Source organism: Cohnella mopanensis, assembly GCF_022352055.1.
Lineage (GTDB): Bacteria > Bacillota > Bacilli > Paenibacillales > Paenibacillaceae > Cohnella > Cohnella mopanensis.
This window is the reverse complement of record NZ_JAKRWM010000006.1, coordinates 185396-205444: the sequence shown is the minus strand read 5'-3', so window position 1 is coordinate 205444 and position 20049 is coordinate 185396. Positions and strand designations below refer to the sequence as shown.

Genomic DNA, 20049 nt, shown 5'->3' with positions numbered 1-20049 from the left:
GTTACTAGATTGATCATAATATCGGAAGGATGTTGGACTTGAACAAGTGGCATAAGCGAACGATTAGCTTCTTACTTTTATTTTCCATGCTGGTATCGTTATTATCAACGGGGGCATTTGCTGCTCCAACAAGTGCGGTCGCCCCAACAGGTTCCTCTTCTACGCCAATAACATGGCATGATGCATCACAGAATGCAGGGACAGCGCAAAATACATTTCAAGATGTGAAATCAACGGATTGGTTCTATGATGCTGTAATGTATGTGCTGCACAATGGTATATTCACGGGTACGGGAAAAGACACCTTCTCACCGAAGGGTACAATGACTCGTGCTATGTATGTAACGGTGCTTGGACGAATCGCAGGTGTTGATGTAGGTAAATTCACCACTTCTGTATTTACAGATGTGCCGCTGACTGCTTGGTATGCGCCTTATGTGCAATGGGCAGTTGAGAAAGGCATTACAAGCGGTACGGGTAGCGACAGCTTCTCACCCAACGAGACTCTATCAAGAGAAATGATGGTGACGCTGACATTACGATATTTTGAAAATGAGAACATCGCTTATCAAACGGACGTCAAAGTAACGACGTTACCGAGTGACATCGCGGATATTTCTCCTTGGGCGGTCGATGCGGTTGTCAAGCTATGGCAGGCAGGCTTGCTTACCGGAGATGAGAATGGTAATTTCAAACCCAAGTCTAACGCAACTCGTGTTGAAGCGGCTGCTTTTTGCATGCGCAGCAACGAAGTTGTGAAGGTTTGGGCGAGCCAAAATCAAGTAGCTCCAACACCTTCGCCATCACCAACGCCAACACCAAAAAACGAGAATGCTAACAGCGGCGGTGGCAGTAACTCAGGAAGTAGCGACATTGCTACTTATACCATTACGTTTGTAACAAATGGCGGACCGGCTATTACTAACCTTAAGCTCCATAAAGGTGAAACTCTTAGCAAGCTTCCGGTTCCAGTGAAGCAAGGGTTTATTTTTCAAGGTTGGTATAAGGACAGTGATCTTACACGAATATTCGCCGATGGCAGTGCAGTCAACGACAACATGACGTTGTATGCCAAATATATTGAAAGCCTCAATGATGCCGTTCAAAGTATTCCGAGTATTACGGTTCTGGATCAAGCGCCGAGCTTCACGATCGAAGTGAACGATGCTACGGACAATATGACGGCAGACCAAGTGAAAGCTGGAATGAAGTTTGAATCGCCGGGTAATCCCCAATTTGCAGGCATTGAAGTAACCGGCTCGCATGGTCACTTCATTGTAGTTGCCAAAGGCGGAGCGTTCGGGGAAGGGAACACATACCAGCTTACGCTTACGGACGCCCATCTTTCTTTTGCAGGTCAAGACCCTACGACCACCATCTATGTTTTTGACATTGCCAAACAAGAGGTCGTGCAGTTACCGCTAAACCATGACATGGTTTATGTGCCGTTCTCGGATGTATCGAACATGACGGAGAACGGTACGGATGTGAACTCCCCATCGATTCCGGTTATCACTGCGGGGGTTGGCGATAGCGGAACAAGTCTGGGCTCAGTTAACGTTCTAAACGGTACTTTCGATTATGACGGTCATTCGGTTCAAGTTGGCGATACCGTTGCCATATATACAGGTGTTCGGCCTGATCAGCGTACTGTACATACAAGCGACGCCGGCAACGGCGATGTGGCTTATGTAGAGATCACGGCGAAAAGCGGCAACACCTACACCTATACCCATGCAGATCCCGAGAAAGTGTTAGTTAAACCGAATGTTCTTCCTGTGAGCACGACAGCGGACACGGATGGAAGCGAGACGAACCACTCTATCACGGTAGAGCATACAACGATGAACTATAGTAATAGTAAGTATGCGCCGCTGGGTCTAGATGAGCTCACCGTTGTAAAAGCAGGGGACTTTATCGCGTTCTACAATGGTGAATTCGGCAGCGGAGCCACTTCTGCAGGATACGGACTCATCACGTCGATCACGCATGCGGAAGATATGGATATCATTACTTATACAGATGCAACGGAGGAACAACTAGAGAACCCTCTGAATTTCTATCAGAAGCAAACGCTCGACGGAGATCAGTTATTGTCGGATGCCGAAGTCGCGAGTCTGGAAGGGCAAATCAAGCAGCAAGCCGTAGCAAGTGGATTCGTCAATCAAGCGGCTAATTATTTGTCCACTGTGGCGCTGCAAACCGACAGCTTCAAGCAGCAGTACAACGCGCTTGCACCGATGGCTGCAACAAACCCCGGCAAAAAAGTAAGCGTGGAAAATCTAACTATCGTACCTTCGATAGGCAGTAAATTGCAGCATTTTCCGGGATATACGGGTGTTAGCGTCTCTCTCCAAGTGAAGTGCGATATCGTCATTGATCCCAACAACGACAATAGAGATGTCATTATTATTCATCTGACGAGCACATTCGTCGAAGAAATGCATTTTGGCCTCAGTATTAATGGCCAGACGCAGACCCATAAAATTTTGTTCGTCCCTATCATAGATGACTATGTCATAACGGCCAATCTAGATGCCTATACGTACACAGGCATCACGATAACGGCCGAGATCGGCACCATCGCAAAGACTAATTTAAAGGATGCTTTAAAGGACTGGAATAAGATAAACAACGCAATAAACATCGCTCAGCAGATCCAAGCGCTGCTTGAAGGTGTCGATGATTCCGGGGCAATCTCCACAACTACATTGAAGAATAAGTATCAGAGCCTGCTGAAGAACGAGACGGAATGGGTTCCGTTCCTAAGCAAAGAACTCGTGAATAAGCGTCAAAGTGTTTGCGCGGGCCTAGTTCAAGTTGAATTTACGGCTACTCTTGTCGTCAGTGTCAATCCGAATCTGACGGTGGGTGCGGATTATAGTTATCAGAGCGCCAAGAGATATACGGCTACCGTGAAGGTTTATTCTTTTACAGGCAGCAGCAGCACCTTAAGTTTACAAGGTGATGGTAACTATCAGTTTAAGTTCTATGTCCTGGGTACTATAGGATTGCGCGCAGGTCTTCTAATGGAACTTAAGGCAGGTATTTTAAGTGTTAAATTGGATAGTATAGGCGTCTCTGTAGATGCGGGACTTTATATGAAATTATGGGGATATTTCTACTACCAACTGACGAATACGTCCGCCGGCAAGACGGCCGATTCTCTAGGCGCACTGTATTTGGAATCGGGAGTTTACTTGGTTTCCGCAGTCGGGGCACAGTTGGGCGACGGTTTGCTCTCCGGAGATGTTCCGCTGTACGAGAATGAATGGCTGCTTTATTCTGCGGGGGCACAAAACAATGCCGATGACTTCGCATACCCTCAGGATGATTCGCTTGGATTTACATTCGTGCCTGCTGCGACATCCTTCCAAGTTCCGGACAAATTGTTCACGATGAATGGGATGGATTTGAAAACAGGAGACGCGACTGCCAAAGTTTATGATCCATCCAAGTTCGATATCCAGGTGGATAATCCTGATTTCAAGTATAATCCGAGCACCAGGACGATAGAAGTTGTCAACAAGAGCAAGTCGGTGAGCGCGGGCAACTTGGTTATTACATGGAAGAATGCGCCCTTGGCTTTCAGCGCATCCCCAATAAAGCGCACGTTGCCATTGTATTGGTCATCTAGACAGGGTAATTATACGATCGAACTGGAACTGAGGAACGGTGAGATCAACAGAGTCATTTCTGCGCCATATAATGCAAGAATTGATGTTCAGGCTCCCGTATATTCAGGATATACCTTTGACGGTTGGTATACAGCCCTTGACGGCGGCGCGAAGTATACGATTTCTAACACAATGCCGGCGAAGGATCTCCACCTTTATGCGCACTGGGTGCCGAACACGAATACGCCGTATACCGTTGAACATTATCTGATAGATTCGAACAGCGGGAGTGCTACTCTTGCGGCTACAGAGAACTTGCAAGGAACAACAGATACGGAGATTAATATAACCTCCGACAAGTTCGCAGCCCAAGGCTATTTAGCAGGCGCTGTAAGAGGCGTGTACATTAAGGGTGATGGCTCGGCAGTCGCCAGAATTTATTATCAGCCGGTGAATAGAACGATGACTTTCAAATTGGGCTACGGATCTTCATCTGCCGGAAGTTCTGTAAGCGCGCCAATCGGGAAAGACATTTCCAATCGCATACCTTTAATGACAAGACCGGGCTATTCGTTCACCGGATGGTCGCCATCCGTTCCGAACGCCATGCCGAGTCAAGACACAACGTACACAGCGACGTGGACAGCCAGAAACGATACACCTTACAAAATCGTATACTTGCAGCAGGATATGGGAAAGGACCAATACGGATATCCCATCGGAGGTAACACATACACAATCGCTGATGTGGAATTATTAAAAGGAACGACGGATACGACGATCACCGCAACGCCTAAAAATTATGAGGGCTTTAGCTATGACAGCTATGCCCCAGGCACACTTCTCACGAGTACAATCGCGGCTGATGGGACCACTGTTCTAAAGGTGTACTACAAACGCAATTGGTATATCGCAACATTTGATCCGAACGGAGGTACGCTTACTGGCGGTTATACCAACCCAATTAACGTGTCGATTTATTATGGTCAGAACATGAGCAAATGGACACCTATAGCAACCAATGGAAATGCCGTGTTCATGGGATGGTCACCTTCCGTACCCGCGACAATGCCAGGGCATAACCTCAGTTTCACAGCACAATGGAAACAGGGTTCTTATGTGGTGGACCATATTAGGCAAGATCTAACGGGTGCATATACGATAAACGAAACTGAAACAATAGTTGCTCCAGCCAATAATACGGTTACCGCAACACCCAAGAGTTATGAAGGCTTCACGTATGACAGTGGCGTGTCGGGTACTGTCGCATCAGGGGTAGTGGGGGATTCGACGAATAGCCCACTTCAATTAAAGCTGTATTACACGCGCAACAACTATAAGGTGACGTTCGATGCTAATGGAGGTACGGGTGGAACCACTATTAATGTGGCATATGGTGCATCCACGTCCAACGTCTCTGCGCCGCAAGTGACAAAGGCAGGCAATGTATTCAAGGATTGGTCACCTTTACTTTCCACCATGCCTGGAACAATGCCCGCGCAGGATATTACGTATACTGCTCAATGGAAGACAGGCCCCTCAGTAAATTATGCAGGTATAACCGGTCAATCGTCTTATAAAGTGGGAGATACCCTTACGGCTATTGCCACCATAAGTGATGGTAATCCAGTAGGCGACCGCGTGGCATATCAATGGCAAGTAGAAACGGGTGTAGGGACTGGGGCGTACCAGAATGCCACTGGTTCGGGTAACACAACTTCGAGTTACACGATTGCAATGGCGGATATGGGTAAGAAACTGAGAGTTGTGGTCACCGGCGCAAAGGAAGCAACGGGAACAGAAACGAGTATAGCAACTAGTGCAGTGCTCATACCTGTCTCAGGGGTAACGATCAATAACGTCAATCCTGCCGTGGGAGATACCCTTGCTGCCAATGTCGCCATGGGAGATGGCAATGCAGCGGGCAACCGAGTGAACTACCAATGGAAAGTAGAAACGACGGCAGGGAGTGGAACGTACCAGGATGCAGCGGGCACGGGCAGCCAAACCGCAATATACACGGTTGCAGAAGCAGATTCGGGTAAGAAACTGCAAGTTGTGGTGACGGGTACATCGGGAGCATCGGGAACGGCAACAAGCGCAGCAACAAGCGCGGTGCCTGTTGGTGTCGCGGGAGTAACGATAGATAATATATATCCGACCATTGATGCGATCCTTACGGCCAGCGTAACGATGGGTGATGGTAATGAAGCAGGCAGCCGAGTGACCTACCAATGGAAAGTAGAAACGGCAGCAGCGAGTGGGACGTACCAGAATGCAACTGGGACGGGTAACGCAACAGCAAGCTATACGGTTGCAGCGGCAGACTGGGGTAAGAAACTGCAAGTTGTGGTGATGGGTGTAAGCCCGGCGACCGGAACACAAACCGCAACAACAAGCACAGTGCTCGATTCTATCTATATCTCTAGTATAACGATTCCCAATGTAAATCCGGGCGTTGGTTGGCGCGGTGTAAATGGTAGCGTCTATGCCAAAGTAACGATGAGTGATGGCAATCCGGCAGACGGCCGAGTAACTTATCAATGGCAAGTAGAAACGGCAGCGGGGAGCGGGACGTATCAGAATGCAACAGGTAATGTTCTCGAATCCCAGGGAGTCGGATTTTACTATCCTGAAGTAGGAGATATAGGCAAAAAGTTGCAAGTCATCGTGACGGGCGTAGGTCCGGTTACCGGAACAAAAACCGCAGTAACCAATGCGGTAATCGCTGGTTTTGATAATTATCCTACTATAGACAATACAAATCCTAGAGTAGGAGATACTCTGCATGCGGATGTCTTGATGGCGGATGGAAATCCGCCAGGCGGCCGCGTTACGTATCAGTGGAATGTGGAAGATATACCAGGAAGCGGGACCTTTGTGAATGCAAAAGGTGCTGACGCCAAGACAGCAAGCTACACGGTTCGGGCAGAATATGGAGGCAGGAAGCTGGCAGTTTCGGTTACTGTCGGCGTAGACCCTTTAGGAAGTGCCACGAATGCAGTGCAGATCGCTGATGACATTATACCTACATGGATCGTGGCTGCCCACGCAGCAGGATTGACGAATCTCACACAAGTATCTAACACGGAAGTATCCCTATTAGGCCCAGCTACATTAACGGGTAATTTGACAATCCCGGAAGGCGTAATGCTTATTGTGAGTGATACATTTGTGGTGAGTGCAGGCGCAACGCTTACCATCGAGGGCAATTTAAAGGTCAAGGGCAGTCCATCGTTTTCCAACAACGGCACCATTGTGATTGAGGATAATGGGATATTCGTCCAGGCAGGGAATAATATCACCGATGAACTTAGCGAGGCCATAACCGAATGGCTCGATAGCGGCATATTGATCGTCAACGGCGACGGCATAATTGGAATTATCCCAAGAGAGCTCTAAAAAAGCGATGAAGAGGGGCTTTTCCCGACAAAGGAAAAGCCTCTTTCACTTTGACGAACGTTGGAGGGCTACCATGAACAAGAAGAAGATTGGCGCCGTAGGTTTAGCCCTTGCCGTGCTACTGGGAAGTCAAGCGACGCCATCTCTGGCGGCGACGACATCCGCGCCGGCAACACAGGTCGTCTCAACCGATTACAGCGAAATGGATAAAGCGACTCAAGTATTGAACTACCTCAACTCCGTTCGGACGGCAATGGGTCTATCCGCTGTCAAGCTCAACCAGCATCTCACCCAAGCAGCCCAGAACCACGCCGGTTACATTGCCGCAAATGGCGACTACAACCACGACGAGAACCCGCACGGCAAGAGATTCACAGGGGTAACCCACGTTGATCGAATCAACGCAGTAGGCGGAGATACATTGAGTCAGACGTGGGAAATCATGACCGTGGACGAAGCCGATCCTAAGGCCATCATTGAAGAGTTTCTCAACACGGCGTACCATCGCGAGCCATTGATCTCGCCAGACGCCACTGAGATCGGTTTCGGTATGCAGGGCAGTGCCGTCGTTATGGAGATCGCTTGCGCGGCAAACACTATGGGATACGTCATGTATCCTTACGATGGTCAGACCGACGTGGTCACGACCTTCTCCGGGCATGAAATCCCCAACCCCATCGCGCCATTTGGGGTGGCTCAGTCAGGGCAGATCATCACGCTCAAGACCCCTTACCTGCTTTCAAGCATAGATGTAACCTTCACGAACAGATCAGGCGAGGGGGTACCGTTCTTTGAGCCTTTTACTGCATCGAATTACTGGCATATCGTTCCGAAGTCACCGCTAGCGTACAACGAGACCTACACCGTCACGGTAACGTTCACGCCTTGGACGGGTTCCGACGCGGGTAAGATCTTTAACAAGACTTGGTCTTTCACCACGGAAAACGATAACCCAACCAGCACAACCCCATCGGGTTCGATCTCAACTGACCATTCCAAAACGACAACCACTACTACAAGCATCATCTCAACCCCATACAGCCGAAGCAACATCGGCATCAAGATCAACGGTGAATACGTAGCGGTAAACTCGAAACCCCAAATGATCAACAACAGTATCTTCATTCCCCTCAGAGGGGTATTCGAAGTCCTTTCTGCTAAAGTGTTTTGGCACCAAATCGATCATTCAATCGAAATCACGAAGGGTAGCACGAAGATTCATTTGCAACTCGGCAACAAGACGGCAACGGTCAACGGTAAGAAGATAACATTAACATCAGCGCCGTTCACATCGAAGGAAGGTTCCACTTACGTTCCACTCCGCTTCGCCAGTGAAGCTCTCGACGCTAACGTCATATGGGACGCCGACAACTGGACGGCAGTCATCGACGCAAAGTAATACGTTCTGAGCAAGCAGAGTCGTGCTTCGGGGGCTAAAGATTTGATTGTGAAGCCTTTCGATAAGGAACGGGTTCTTATGGCTGTGCACAAGGTTTTGGAATAGACGCAGACGTACTTTGCGGAATTCCTTGTCGGGGCATGGGTTTGAATATAGGTGTAGGCTATGTGCGTGACAAAGAAAAAGCCCGGTCCACCTTATCGGTGGATGGGGCTGCGACGTTCAAACACGTCTGTAGCTGCCGCTCATCTTTGATCGTTGTTTTCATTGCTTGACCTTCTCGAGTACCGGAATAACATCCTCTCGAAGCATGCGTTCGGGGTCTGCCTCTTCTTGGGAAAACGCATTAAAAGTCATGACGATGACTGTTTTCAGGTCGGGAATGACACGAATAATTTGAGCGCCGTACCCGTTGGCTTCATAGCTGAAATGGCTTTTTCCATCGCTACCCTTGATGTCCGAAAGCCAGAACAGATAACCGTATTGATCTCCGGGTTCAGTTGTATTCGTGGAAATATGACGCTCCGTGGAGGCGACCACCCATTTCATGGAAACTATCTGATTCCCCTGCCATTTGCCTTTATGAAGATAAAGTAAACCGAACTTCGCCATATCGCGCGGGACCATAGATAAATTCGTTCCCCCTACGTTGATGCCGTTTCTGTCGGACATCCAGTCGTAGTTTTGGATACCGAGTGGCCCGAATAGATTACGATCTGCGAATTCTTGGGCGGACATCTTTGCCTTCTTGGTGATCATCGCGGATAAAAACTGGGGAAGTCCGGTGTTGTAAGCGAACTTGGTCCCCGGCTTACTCACTATGGGCTGCTTGATCGCAAAGTCGAATAGGTCCGGGCTGTTAATAAAATTTTGAAAATCATCATCCGCCGGCTTTAGGCCACCCGTCAACGTCAGTGCATTTTCGACCGTGATGTCTTTCTTGCGGGAATCTTGTTCATTTACGAAATATTCCGGCATGATTTCAGAAATTTTAGTATCCAGTCCTCCGATCAGGCCCTGATCGATGGCGATTCCCGTTAATGCCGAGACAATGCTCTTGGTAACCGAGAATACACCTTCAGGATTATTCGGGTCACCTCCGTTGTAATATTTCTCGAATACGATATTGTCATCTTTCACGATGAGCAAGCTTGTAATTTTCTTATTCATCGAGACTTTATTATCCAACGCAACCAATTGCTCGGCATCCATTCCCTTGTCTTTCGGATCGGCCGTTTTCCAGGTGAATTCTGTTGCATGTGACCTACTGAGCATCAAGTTACAGCCGGAAGCGAAGATACAGCAACAAATGCAGAGCATTGAGAGAAGCAAATATTTCCGCATGCAGATACCTCCATAGAATTTTAGGAAACGGTTGCAAAATAAATGAATACCAAAATATATCAAAAAAGGATAAGAGAAGTCTATAAAAAAGTAAGAGCTACTAAATTAAAGGCCACCTAGGTGGCCTTTTTTCATTAACGAAAACTTATCGAAACAAAGCACATCTTTGCCATAGAAATGCACCTGTATTTTCCAATTCGAGGTCATTATACTTAAGCCTATTACCACTTCAAGGGGATGCGCTTAATGTTTTTTCTCAAAGCCGTACAGACGAATATGAAGCAGTTCCTTCAGTACCGGAACAGCTTCCTGATTTCCATCGCCATTCATCCGTTTATTCTGCTCTTGAACATTTTCCTGTACCGGAGCATATTCGCGCACAATGGCGCGGAGCAGATCAAAGGGTACACGTTGACCGAAATGATATGGTATACGGCGGGAATTACGTTCGTCTGGATTTTCATCTGGAACTTCGCGGAACGAAGAATATCGGATTATGTCGTTACGGGAGACCTTAGCATTCATCTCCTAAAACCGATTAATATTTTCTGGTATGAACTGTCGGCGGCCGTAGCGCTTCGCATGACCGGCATCCTGCTGGAATTCGTGCCGGACATCATCGTATATAGCGTTATTTATCCGCCGAGTTTTCTGACCGCTCTGTCGCTGGCTAAGTTTGTTATCGTTTGCGTGCTGAGCTTCTGCTTGTTTTTCCTCATCAATTATTTGATCGGCATGACCGCGTTCGCGCTCAAAAGCAATTCGGGGCTAAACGAGTTCGTCTATATCTCGATGAATCTGCTCGGCGGCGGATTGCTCCCGCTTGACTTCTACCCTGCGTGGTTGCAGCGGATATGTGATTTCTTGCCTTTCAAATATATATTCTATTATCCGATTCAAATCTTCCTGAATAAAGAGAGCGTCAACTCCTGGAACGAGTGGGGTTCGATCGTACTGACGCAGCTGGCGTGGATCGCCGGGGGTTACTTGCTGTGCCACGTGCTCTGGAAGCTAGCGATTCGGAAGTTCTGCGCGGTGGGGGGGTGAGCCATAATGGCGACTACATTAACGGGATTGTTGAGGTTGTATTACTGGAACATGAAGCTAAGCGTGTCACGATCGATGGCTTACCGTTTGGACTTCATTATTGGCGTGTTGACTTCGATATTATTTTCCGGGACGGCACCGTTCCTGCAATATATCTTCTTCACGCAGACGAGAGGGTATCCCGGCTGGAACTTGAACCAAATCATGTTGTTCCAAGGAATATTGCTGCTGTGGCTCGGATTGCGCGAGACGTTGTTCGGCAACGTCATGGACGTAGCCCATCAGCTTGTGCGCAAAGGTGATTTCGACCGTCTGCTTGTCAAGCCGTATCCGCCGCTCGGCACGCTGTTGACAAGCGGGTTTAACTTGAAGGGGATCGGTTCCTTGATCTCGGGAGGAGCGCTGACGATTTACGCGTTCTCGAGGCTCGACGTTATGCCCAGTCCTTTGCAGGTTCTGCTCGCCCTTGTATCGATCGTTTGCAGCATTATCCTGTACATGGGCGTCACTACGTTGCTGTGTACGATGGTCATTATGCTTGTCCAAGTCGGCAGGCTGGAAGAGCTCGTCGACCGAATTCTCGGTTTCGGCGATTATCCTATCAATATCTATCCGCGATTTCTGCAACAACTGTTCCTGACGGTTTTCCCGTTCGCCATATGGGCGTACGTGCCTTCGCAGGCGCTTCTGGATCGTTTGGGCTCAGATATTGTGATGGCGGTGATCGGATGTTTCACCGTTTTCGCGATCAGTGTTTGGATTTGGAATCGCAGTTTGAATCGTTATACGAGCGCAGGGGGTTAAAGAGAGATGGGAGAGAACGAATACATTATCAACGTTACAGGATTGAAAAAGGCATTCAAAGTGTCCAAAAGGGAAGAGGGCTTCGGGGCCGCGATCAAGTCGCTGTGGAGTCGCAATCACGAGACGGTGTACGGCGTGGACGGCATCGACCTGAAAGTTCGCAGGGGAGAGATACGTGGACTGATCGGACCGAACGGCGCGGGAAAGTCGACGACGATCAAGATCATGTCGGGCATCCTTCATCCGGAGGAAGGGAAAGTCGATATCATGGGCTTCGTCCCGTGGAAGGAGCGCCAGAAGTTCGTCAAGAAGCTTGGCGTCGTGTTCGGCCAGAAATCGCAGCTATGGTGGGATTTGCCGCCGATCGATACGTATGCGCTCAACCGGGAAATGTACCATGTTCCGAGGAAGCGATACGACGAGCTTATTGATTACTTCAAGGAGCTGCTGCAGATCGAAGGCGTCGTTCATAAGCCTGTCCGCCAGTTGTCGCTAGGCGAGCGGATGAAGTGCGAATTCGTGTGCGCGATGCTGCACGAGCCTGAGCTGGTATTCCTCGATGAGCCGACAATCGGCCTCGACATCATCTCGAAGGAGAACATTCGCAAGTTCATCAAACAGGTGAATCAGGATTTGCGTACGACGTTTATTCTGACGACGCACGATTTGTCCGACCTCGAGAACTTGTGCGAGAATGTGACGATTATCAACAAAGGTAGAGTCGTATACGACGATAGCCTGTCCCAGTTGAACCGGTATTTTTCGCAAAAGAAGCTGATCGACGTTCAGTTTCAGGAGCCGCTCGCGCCGGACATGTTGAAAGAGTACACGCTACTCGCATCGGATGAATTGACGGCGACGATCGAGCTAGATCTCGCAGAGGGAGACTTGCGCCAGTTCGTTTACGAGCTGCTCGGCAAGCTGCCGGTACAGGACATCAACATCCGCAATATCCCGATCGAGGACGTCATTCGTGAAATCTATTCTTCCTGAGAGCGAACAGTTAGTAATCATAAGGCGAAAATTTTACGGCCTAAGTCCGAATTCACTTCGGACTTAGGCCGTAAACTTGAGGAGGCTAGGTTTGCCCCTTAGTCCGAACTAACGGCTACGACAATTAAATTATGCTTGACCTTCCGGTTACCGGAACCTTTATACTCAACTATAGAACGTTCTATTATTTATCGATAGGAGACGGGAACGGCGTGATGACGATCAGCCAGTTCAGCGAACGGACAGGACTGCGGCCTAAAATACTGAGATATTACGAGGAAACGGGATTGATCGTTCCCGAGCTTCGTTCCGCTAATGGCTATCGGCAATATTCGGACTCTCAGATAGAAACGGCGCAGCTCGTGAATAGCCTTCGGCAAGCGGACGTCGCCATGTCCAGCATTTCGCGAACCGTTACGGAAAATGGCTTTCAAGGAAGAGATGACCTACACCTTGATGGTCCCGGTCTTAAGCCGAAAATAAGTCTAAGGGGAGTGTTGGAGAATGACAGTTCAACATAACAGACTAAACATCACGGCGCTTGATTGCGTGTATTTACCCGTAACGGACGCGCGTCGTTCGGCGGAGTGGTTTATGAAACATTTCGGGATGACGGAAGAGGAAAGGGACGGCGAGCATCTACGTTTAAGACTATCCGGCGGTGCCTCTTTAGCGTTAATCGAGTCAGTGAACAGGAATACATATGAGAGCTTGCCCGTTCATATCAAATGCAATGACGCGCGTCGAGCACACGGAGAACTAGTGAAGCAGGCCGTACAGTGCACGGAGGCGGTAGACTGGCACCATTACGTGGACTTCAATTTCCGTGATCCGGACGGTAATCCGATTGGTGTCATTAGCGATCCGGCATGGGCGCCTCACCCGAATAATTATTTTCAGCTGGACGGTATTTTCTTGGGGTCGGCCCGTTTCGCATCGACTTTGGAATGGTACCTCGACGTGCTCGGAACGGATATCGAATACGACTTTACGGTGGCAACGAGCTCGTCTCCTGAGGCTAGGATGTGCTACTTCCGCGGTGTTACCTTTACGTTATTCGAATCGCCCGGAGTAGCCGTGGCCCACAAATTTTGCGATTATCGCACTTTGGATGCCGCGGCGGACCATGCCTTTTTGCTAGAAAAAGGCGTTCGGGTTACTCCTCTCCTCTCAATCGGTACGAGGCGAGGATTCAGTTTCTTCGATCCGGAAGGCCGGGAATTCGGCTTGGTCGAGGGTTGAATTAGGCTCCGCTAAAAAAAAGTTTTTCCCACGCGTAAAGATTAGCTGAGTTTTATCGTCTTATAGGCAAACGGGAAATGCGGAGGAAAAGAAAATGACGGAACCAACGCCGCTTCAGATGCTGGGACGCGATACTCGGCCGATGTTCGATCGATTCTGGGGCATTATCGCTCCTTATCAACGCGATCTGTGGAATTATTGCCGGAAGATTGCGGGAAACACTTGGGATGGAGAAGATCTGTATCAGGACACGATTATGAAAATGTTTACTTCCTTATCCTCCATCTCGATTCAATCGCAAGTGTTGCATCCCAAATCGTACTTTTTCCGCGTAGCGACCAACCATTGGATCGATAGCTGCAGAAAAAGGCAAAAGCATACCGCAGAAGAGTACGTTGAGGAATACGGGGAAGAGTCGAGCGATGCCCGCCCCGAAGCATTCGAGGTGTATGAATCGATCGAGCACCTGCTGGGTTATCTGCCGCCGAAACAGGTGGTTGCCATCGTTCTCGTAGAGGCCTTCGATTTTACGGCGAACGAAGCTGCTGACATTATGGGGACAACGGAAGGCGCGGTTAATGCTTTGGTATTTCGCGGAAGAAGAAACTTGCGGAAAATGAGGCGAAGCGAATCCGAGCATATCGAGAAGAAGCATGTGCCGGCTTGCGATGCGGTGATCGTGCAGAAGTACGTCGAGTATTTTAACGCGAGAGATTTCCATGGCTTAGCCGGGTTGCTGGCCGAACATTCCGTCTTTAGCTTCGTTACTCAAGCTAGCAAAGAATACGGACGCGATACAATTATTAATGCATCGCACAACCCGGCTCATTACGAGAACGAAGACATTCAAGCAGTTGTGACGATGTTGTGGGATAGAACTGTGGTTATTTTCTACAGAGTCGGCGAAGATGCCAAACCGCTAGCGCTAAATGAAGTGTTAACGATAGAGACGGAATACGAACATATCGTGGAGATCAAAGGTTATTATTACTGCCCTGAGTTTATGGAGGCTGCGGCTGACGAATTAGGGGTTCCCAGAGATAGTTAGAATAGAGAAGGCCCGAATTCAGCTCGATTAGAGCGAATTCGGGCCTTGCTTATGCTTAGTTCGAGATTCGTGCGAGTTCCTTGCGTACGATAGGCGCGACTCGGGTGCCGAGCAACTCAATTGCTCGCAACACTTCGCGGTGAGGCATCGTGCCGACGTTCACGTGCAGGAAGAAGCGTGTGATCCCTAAATTTCTGCGCAGCAGAAGGATCTTCTCGGCGACGAATTCGGGATCTCCGACATAGAGGGCGCCCCGAAGGCTGCGCGCGGCATCGAAAGCCCCGCGGTCGTAAGGCGGCCATCCCCGTTCTCGCCCTAATACGTTCATCTGGGCTTGCGTCGGAGGGAAAAATAAGTCGGCGGCTTGTTCGGTCGTGTCTCCGACGAATCCATGCGAATGCGTCGCGATTTGCAACGTATCCGGATTGTGTCCGGCGCGGGCTGCGGCTTCCTTATACAGGTTGACTAACGGAGCGAACCGCTCCGGCATTCCGCCGATGATGGCGAAGGCGATAGGTAGGCCCAAAGCTCCGGCGCGCACGGCAGATTCCGGATTCCCGCCGCTTGCGATCCACACCGGAAGCGGGCTCTGGACGGAGCGGGGATAAACCCCTAGGTTCTGGATAGCCGGCCGATGGCCGCCGCGCCAAGTGACCTTCTCCGAAGCTCTGATAGCAAGGAGCAGCTCCAAGTTTTCTTCGAACAATTCATCATAATCGTCTAAGCTATATCCGAATAGCGGGAAGGATTCGATGAACGACCCCCGCCCCGCCATGATTTCAGCCCGTCCGTTAGAGATGCCGTCCAACGTGGAGAAAGCTTGATATACGCGGACCGGATCGTCCGAGGACAAGACGGTAACCGCACTTGTAAGTCTAATTCGCTTAGTCATGCCTGCCGCGGCGGCTAAAACGACGGCTGGCGAGGAGCCTGCATAGTCGGCTCGATGGTGTTCTCCGACTCCGTAGACATCAAGGCCAACCTGATCTGCCAGAACGATCTCCTCGACTGCATTACGCAACCGCTCCGCATGGTTAAAGGCTACTCCCGTCACCGGGTCTTTCGTCGCCTCTAAGAACGTACTTATTCCAATTTCCATATTCATTGCCGAATCGGCCATTGTGATTCGCCTCCCTCAATACCTATAGTCTACTAAAAATACTATTGTTTCTCAACTAAAGTAAGTATATTTGGGGATCTTATTGCCACTAGTTTGCCGGAGGGGCTAAGACAACTTATTATAAGGTTATAGGCATAGAACAGTTGGAGGGTACGCAATGATTCTGAACGAGAAAATAAAAGCGTCGGAAGTGCTGTTAACCGGAATAAACGGTGAAGATTTAGGAATCGTCTCACGGGACGAGGCGCTGGCTATGGCTCGTCAGCTCAAGGTGGATTTGGTGTGCACCTCGTTGTACAGCAGTCCTCCTCCTTGCAAACTTGTTTCGAGAGGAGCGGCTAAGCAAGAGGCGACGAAGCAGAAGCAAGAGGAGAGGAAGAAGGATCAACCTATGAAGCTGAAGGAGATCCGGCTCACCGCGAATATCGAAGACCATGATTACGATACGAAATATCGGCAAGCCGAGAAACTGCTCGCCTCGGGTAACGCGGTTCAGTTGGTTGTTAAAGTACAAGGCAAGGAAGGTCCGAAAGCGAAGGAGTTGATAGAGCGATTGCTGAAGGATCTGGCAAGTGTCGGCAAGAAGGAAACCGGAATTCAAGTTAGCGGTAAACAAGCGGCCGTTCGGGTTAATCCGTCGTAAACGGAAGATTCGCGAATAGAAATGAGGATAACATCATGATTACGATTCCGGAAGATATAGTACGCGAAGTACGCGAGAATGCCGATCGCGGAGATCATGCGGGACAATTGACCCCGCGTATTTTGGACTACATTTATGAAGCCAAGTTATTCAAGTTATTCGTTCCGAAGGAATTGAATGGACTGATGCTCCCTTTGCCTGAAGCGTTGCGCGTGTTCGAGCAGGCATCGCGGATTGAAGGCAGTTTCGGCTGGTTGGTTACGATCGGCTCCGGAGGAGGTTTTTTCTCGGCGACGTTGCCTCCCGATCAAGCTAAAGCTCTGTTTAGCGGCGCGAACGCAGTCGTGGCGGGCAGCGGACATGCTAACGGAATCGCGCGACGAGTAGATGGCGGTTATGCCGTAAACGGACAATGGAAATATTGTAGCGGATCTACCTACGCTAGCGTGTTTACCGCCAATTGCCGAGTGGATGGCGGAGACGGGACGGAGATCCGATCTTTCGCATTCTTACCTGAACAAGTGAACATTATTCGCGATTGGAATTCCTTTGGATTGAAGGTGACGGAGAGTCATTCGATTGCGGTACATAACGCGTTCGTTCCAACTGAGCGTACTTTCGATATCATGAGCGCGCCTAACTATGACGACCCCATTTTCCGATATCCTTTCATGCCTTTTGCACAAACTTCTTTCGCTTCGGTATGTCTCGGTATATGCCGACATATGGTGGACGAGTCCCGCGCATTCGCCGAAGGAAAACGGGAAGAGTGGTCGAACACTCGTCCGGAACGTCTGGAAGGGTTACTCCGTACGCTTGGCGAGCAAGAGGCAATGTTGGAAACGGCAGCCGAACGGTTCTATGAAACGGTCGAACGGACTTGGGAACTCTTCGTCGGCCAAGGAGCTTTAACGGAGGAGCGGCAACTTGAAGTCGAGCAAGCGAGCCGAGGATTAGCTAGAAGTACATTAGCATATGCGCATGCGATTTTCCCGCTGCTCGGAATGGCCGTGCTAATGGAAGACAACCTGATCAATCGAATTTGGCGAGATCTTCACACGGTTACGCAGCATTCCGTGCTGGTTCAAGTTTGAGGATTGAGGGCGCTGTTGGCGAGAACCTGGTTTCAAGAACCTGTACTTAAGAACTTGTATTAAAGGACCTGTTCCCAGTGGATGGGTTCTTTTTTTGTGGCGAGGAACAGGCTCAAAATCGGAAAAACAGGACTGCATGGTGCAAAGTGAGCTGAAATGGTGCTGTAGTCAGGTAAAACCGGAGCGCCCCGAAGATGCTCGCATCTTCAAGGCGCTCCGCAACTTATATTTTCTCCACGTCGACCCGAGTGGAGAAGAAGGTCGCGCCGCCGCCCATGTCGGATAACCGCTGGGACGTCAACGAATTGACGGCTTGAACGCCTTCGTTGCCGTGCTCCCACCATAAGCCTTGGCATACAAGCACTCCGGGCAGCACGTTGTTCGCGACCTTGATCGTCATCCGGCATTCCCCGCGGTCGTTCCAGAGACGAACTCGATCTCCGTGCTGTAGTCCACGGGCTGCGGCATCTTCGGCGTTCATGTCCGCGGTCGGTTGCTTCTCCAGCCGCTTCAATCGATCCTGATTGCCGAAGGTCGAATTGATGTAACTGTGATTAGGTCCGGTCACGATTAGGAAAGGAAAATCCTCCGGTTCCTGAATCGGCACATATTCCGGTAGGGGAGGGAGTCCTGCCCGCAGCATAGCCTCCGAATACAGCTCTATTTTGCCGGAAGGGGTAGGGATCCGCTCTGGAAGCATCGTAGACTTCTCCAGCTTCATTTTCGCCCAGCCGTTCTGCGCGAGTTCCTCATAAGTGAGTCCGTTCAAATAAGGCGTATTGCGGTCTAGCGCCTGCCGGATCATCTGTTCCTCGGTCAAGTCGAACGCCTCCGGTTCGAAACCCATCCGCAAACCAAGCTCCTTGAATAGCGTAAAGTTGGATTTGCATTCTCCCATGGGTTCGATGATCGGTTCATGCAGTTGAAGGTACAAGTGCCAGTAGGAAGCGAATAGATCGAGATTCTCGAAGTGGCTCGTAGCCGGCAAAACGATATCGGCATAAAGACAAGTATCGGTTAAAAATAAGTCGTGTACGACGGTGAACAAATCTTCTCTCAGCATGCCCTGGCGCACTTGATTCTGATCGGGTGCAACGACCGCAGGATTGCTGTTATATACGAATAGAAAATCAACGGAAGGTTCCGCGGCAAGCAAAGCTTCTCCTAGCCGGTTCATGTTAATGGAGCGCACGTTACGATTCGGCATGAGATCGGGGCGTTCTAACTTGTAGCTATTCACTGCGGAATAGTGGCTATTGCCTTTGATCGCTCCGCCGCCGAGTTTCTCCCATTGCCCGGTTAGCGCCGGCAAGCAAACGATCGAACGAATGGTCATGCCTCCGTTGTCGTGATGCTGAAGTCCGTTGCCGATCCGAATGAACGAGGATGATGCGTTGCCGTACTCGCATGCCAGCCTTACGATAACGTCAGCCGGAATGCCCGTAATTTCCGCTACCCGTTCCGGAGTGTACGATTCCGCTTGAGCGATGAGCTGTTCAAATCCTTTCGTATACTTTCCGATGAACTCCTCGTCCGTCAACTTTTCCCGGATAAGCACATGCATCATCCCGAGCGCCAACGCGGTGTCCGTGCCGGGAATAATCGGGATGAACTCGTCCGCCCAGACGGATGTTCTGTTCCGGTGCACATCGATATGAACGATTTTGGCTCCGCGTTTACGTGCTTCGTTTAGGTACATGACTTGATGCATGTTAGTCGAAACCAAGTTGCAGCCCCAGATGAGCACGTACTTCGAATGAACCGTGTCCTCGGGATCGATTCCCATCGAGGCGCCCATTGTATACCGGTAGCCTTCCGATCCGGCCGCGTTGCAGATCGTTCGATCCAGCTGGCTCGCGCCGAGTCGATGGAAGAAACGGCGATCCATTCCCTCGGCATTGAGAATTCCCATGTTTCCATAGAAGCTGTAAGGAAGAATCGTCTCCGCTCCCTTATCGGCGATCGCTTTATTTAACCGGGTCGCGATCTCTTCATAAGCTTCCTCCCAACTCATCCTCTCGAATTCCATCGTTCCTTTCGGACCTACTCTCCTCATGGGATACATAAGTCTGTCGGGATGATAGACGCGTTCGTTGAGATGGCGGACTTTGTTGCAAATCGCCCCTTGGGTAACCGGGTGGTCGGGATTTCCGTCGATAGAAGCAATAACGCCATCGTTCATTTTTACATTTAAGCTGCAAGTGTCCGGGCAGTCGAAAGGACAGACCGACCGGACGGTCATGGTATCGGTTGTTGTTGCCATGCTTCTCTTCACGCTCCAATCTATACAGCCAGT

Annotated in this window: 13 protein-coding genes and 1 pseudogene; 11 read left to right on the top strand and 3 right to left on the bottom strand. The window is 49.8% G+C overall.

The features are described 5' to 3' along the window. Positions 1 to 29 precede the first annotated feature (29 nt). From L3D05_RS26715 to L3D05_RS11570, 3 genes and pseudogenes are all read left to right on the top strand, one after another. Positions 30 to 323 (top strand): annotated as a pseudogene (locus L3D05_RS26715) (S-layer homology domain-containing protein); the annotation flags it as partial. Further along, positions 324 to 7019 (top strand): InlB B-repeat-containing protein, encoded by a 6696-nt coding sequence (locus tag L3D05_RS11575; protein WP_239616211.1) that lies wholly within the window; start codon positions 324 to 326, stop codon positions 7017 to 7019. Positions 7020 to 7092: 73 nt separating this feature from the next. After that, positions 7093 to 8418 carry a stalk domain-containing protein gene (locus L3D05_RS11570; RefSeq protein WP_239616210.1) on the top strand — a complete coding sequence of 442 codons (1326 nt, stop codon included), beginning with the start codon at positions 7093 to 7095 and terminating at the stop codon, positions 8416 to 8418. 264 nt (positions 8419 to 8682) lie between these two features. On the opposite strand, the gene L3D05_RS11565 is transcribed toward L3D05_RS11570, so the two are convergent. After that, positions 8683 to 9762, bottom strand: a complete 1080-nt coding sequence (locus L3D05_RS11565) for a serine hydrolase domain-containing protein (protein ID WP_239616209.1) — start codon at positions 9760 to 9762, stop codon at positions 8683 to 8685. Between the two features lie 246 nt (positions 9763 to 10008). Here L3D05_RS11565 and L3D05_RS11560 point away from each other — a divergent pair, with 246 nt between their 5' ends. From L3D05_RS11560 to L3D05_RS11535, 6 genes are all read left to right on the top strand, one after another. Beyond that, positions 10009 to 10809: an ABC transporter permease gene (locus L3D05_RS11560; protein ID WP_239616208.1), complete on the top strand. Its 801-nt coding sequence runs from the start codon at positions 10009 to 10011 to the stop codon at positions 10807 to 10809. Between the two features lie 6 nt (positions 10810 to 10815). Then, positions 10816 to 11613: an ABC transporter permease gene (locus L3D05_RS11555; protein ID WP_239616207.1), complete on the top strand. Its 798-nt coding sequence runs from the start codon at positions 10816 to 10818 to the stop codon at positions 11611 to 11613. Between the two features lie 6 nt (positions 11614 to 11619). Further along, entirely contained in the window at positions 11620 to 12606 is a 987-nt protein-coding gene (locus L3D05_RS11550; RefSeq protein WP_239616206.1) for an ABC transporter ATP-binding protein, read from the top strand. 215 nt (positions 12607 to 12821) lie between these two features. Beyond that, positions 12822 to 13127, top strand: a complete 306-nt coding sequence (locus L3D05_RS11545) for a MerR family transcriptional regulator (protein WP_239616475.1) — start codon at positions 12822 to 12824, stop codon at positions 13125 to 13127. Further along, positions 13111 to 13848: a VOC family protein gene (locus tag L3D05_RS11540; protein WP_239616205.1), complete on the top strand. Its 738-nt coding sequence runs from the start codon at positions 13111 to 13113 to the stop codon at positions 13846 to 13848. Before L3D05_RS11545 ends, L3D05_RS11540 begins: the two co-directional genes overlap by 17 nt. Before the next feature lie 94 nt (positions 13849 to 13942). Then, on the top strand, positions 13943 to 14896 hold the full coding sequence (locus tag L3D05_RS11535; RefSeq protein WP_239616204.1) for an RNA polymerase sigma factor: 954 nt from the start codon (positions 13943 to 13945) through the stop codon (positions 14894 to 14896). 55 nt (positions 14897 to 14951) lie between these two features. Here the strand turns inward: L3D05_RS11535 and L3D05_RS11530 are convergent, their stop codons facing one another. Beyond that, positions 14952 to 16016, bottom strand: coding sequence for an LLM class flavin-dependent oxidoreductase (locus L3D05_RS11530; RefSeq protein WP_239616203.1), 1065 nt, complete (start codon positions 16014 to 16016; stop codon positions 14952 to 14954). A 157-nt stretch (positions 16017 to 16173) separates the two neighbouring features. On the opposite strand from L3D05_RS11530, the gene infC reads away from it, so the two are divergent. Both infC and L3D05_RS11520 read left to right on the top strand, forming a co-directional pair. Further along, positions 16174 to 16659, top strand: coding sequence for a translation initiation factor IF-3 (infC, locus tag L3D05_RS11525; RefSeq protein WP_239616202.1), 486 nt, complete (start codon positions 16174 to 16176; stop codon positions 16657 to 16659). Positions 16660 to 16694: 35 nt separating this feature from the next. Continuing rightward, on the top strand, positions 16695 to 17753 hold the full coding sequence (locus L3D05_RS11520; RefSeq protein ID WP_239616201.1) for an acyl-CoA dehydrogenase family protein: 1059 nt from the start codon (positions 16695 to 16697) through the stop codon (positions 17751 to 17753). Positions 17754 to 17976: 223 nt separating this feature from the next. On the opposite strand, the gene L3D05_RS11515 is transcribed toward L3D05_RS11520, so the two are convergent. Further along, positions 17977 to 20016 carry a molybdopterin-containing oxidoreductase family protein gene (locus L3D05_RS11515; protein WP_239616200.1) on the bottom strand — a complete coding sequence of 680 codons (2040 nt, stop codon included), beginning with the start codon at positions 20014 to 20016 and terminating at the stop codon, positions 17977 to 17979. Positions 20017 to 20049: the final 33 nt, after the last annotated feature.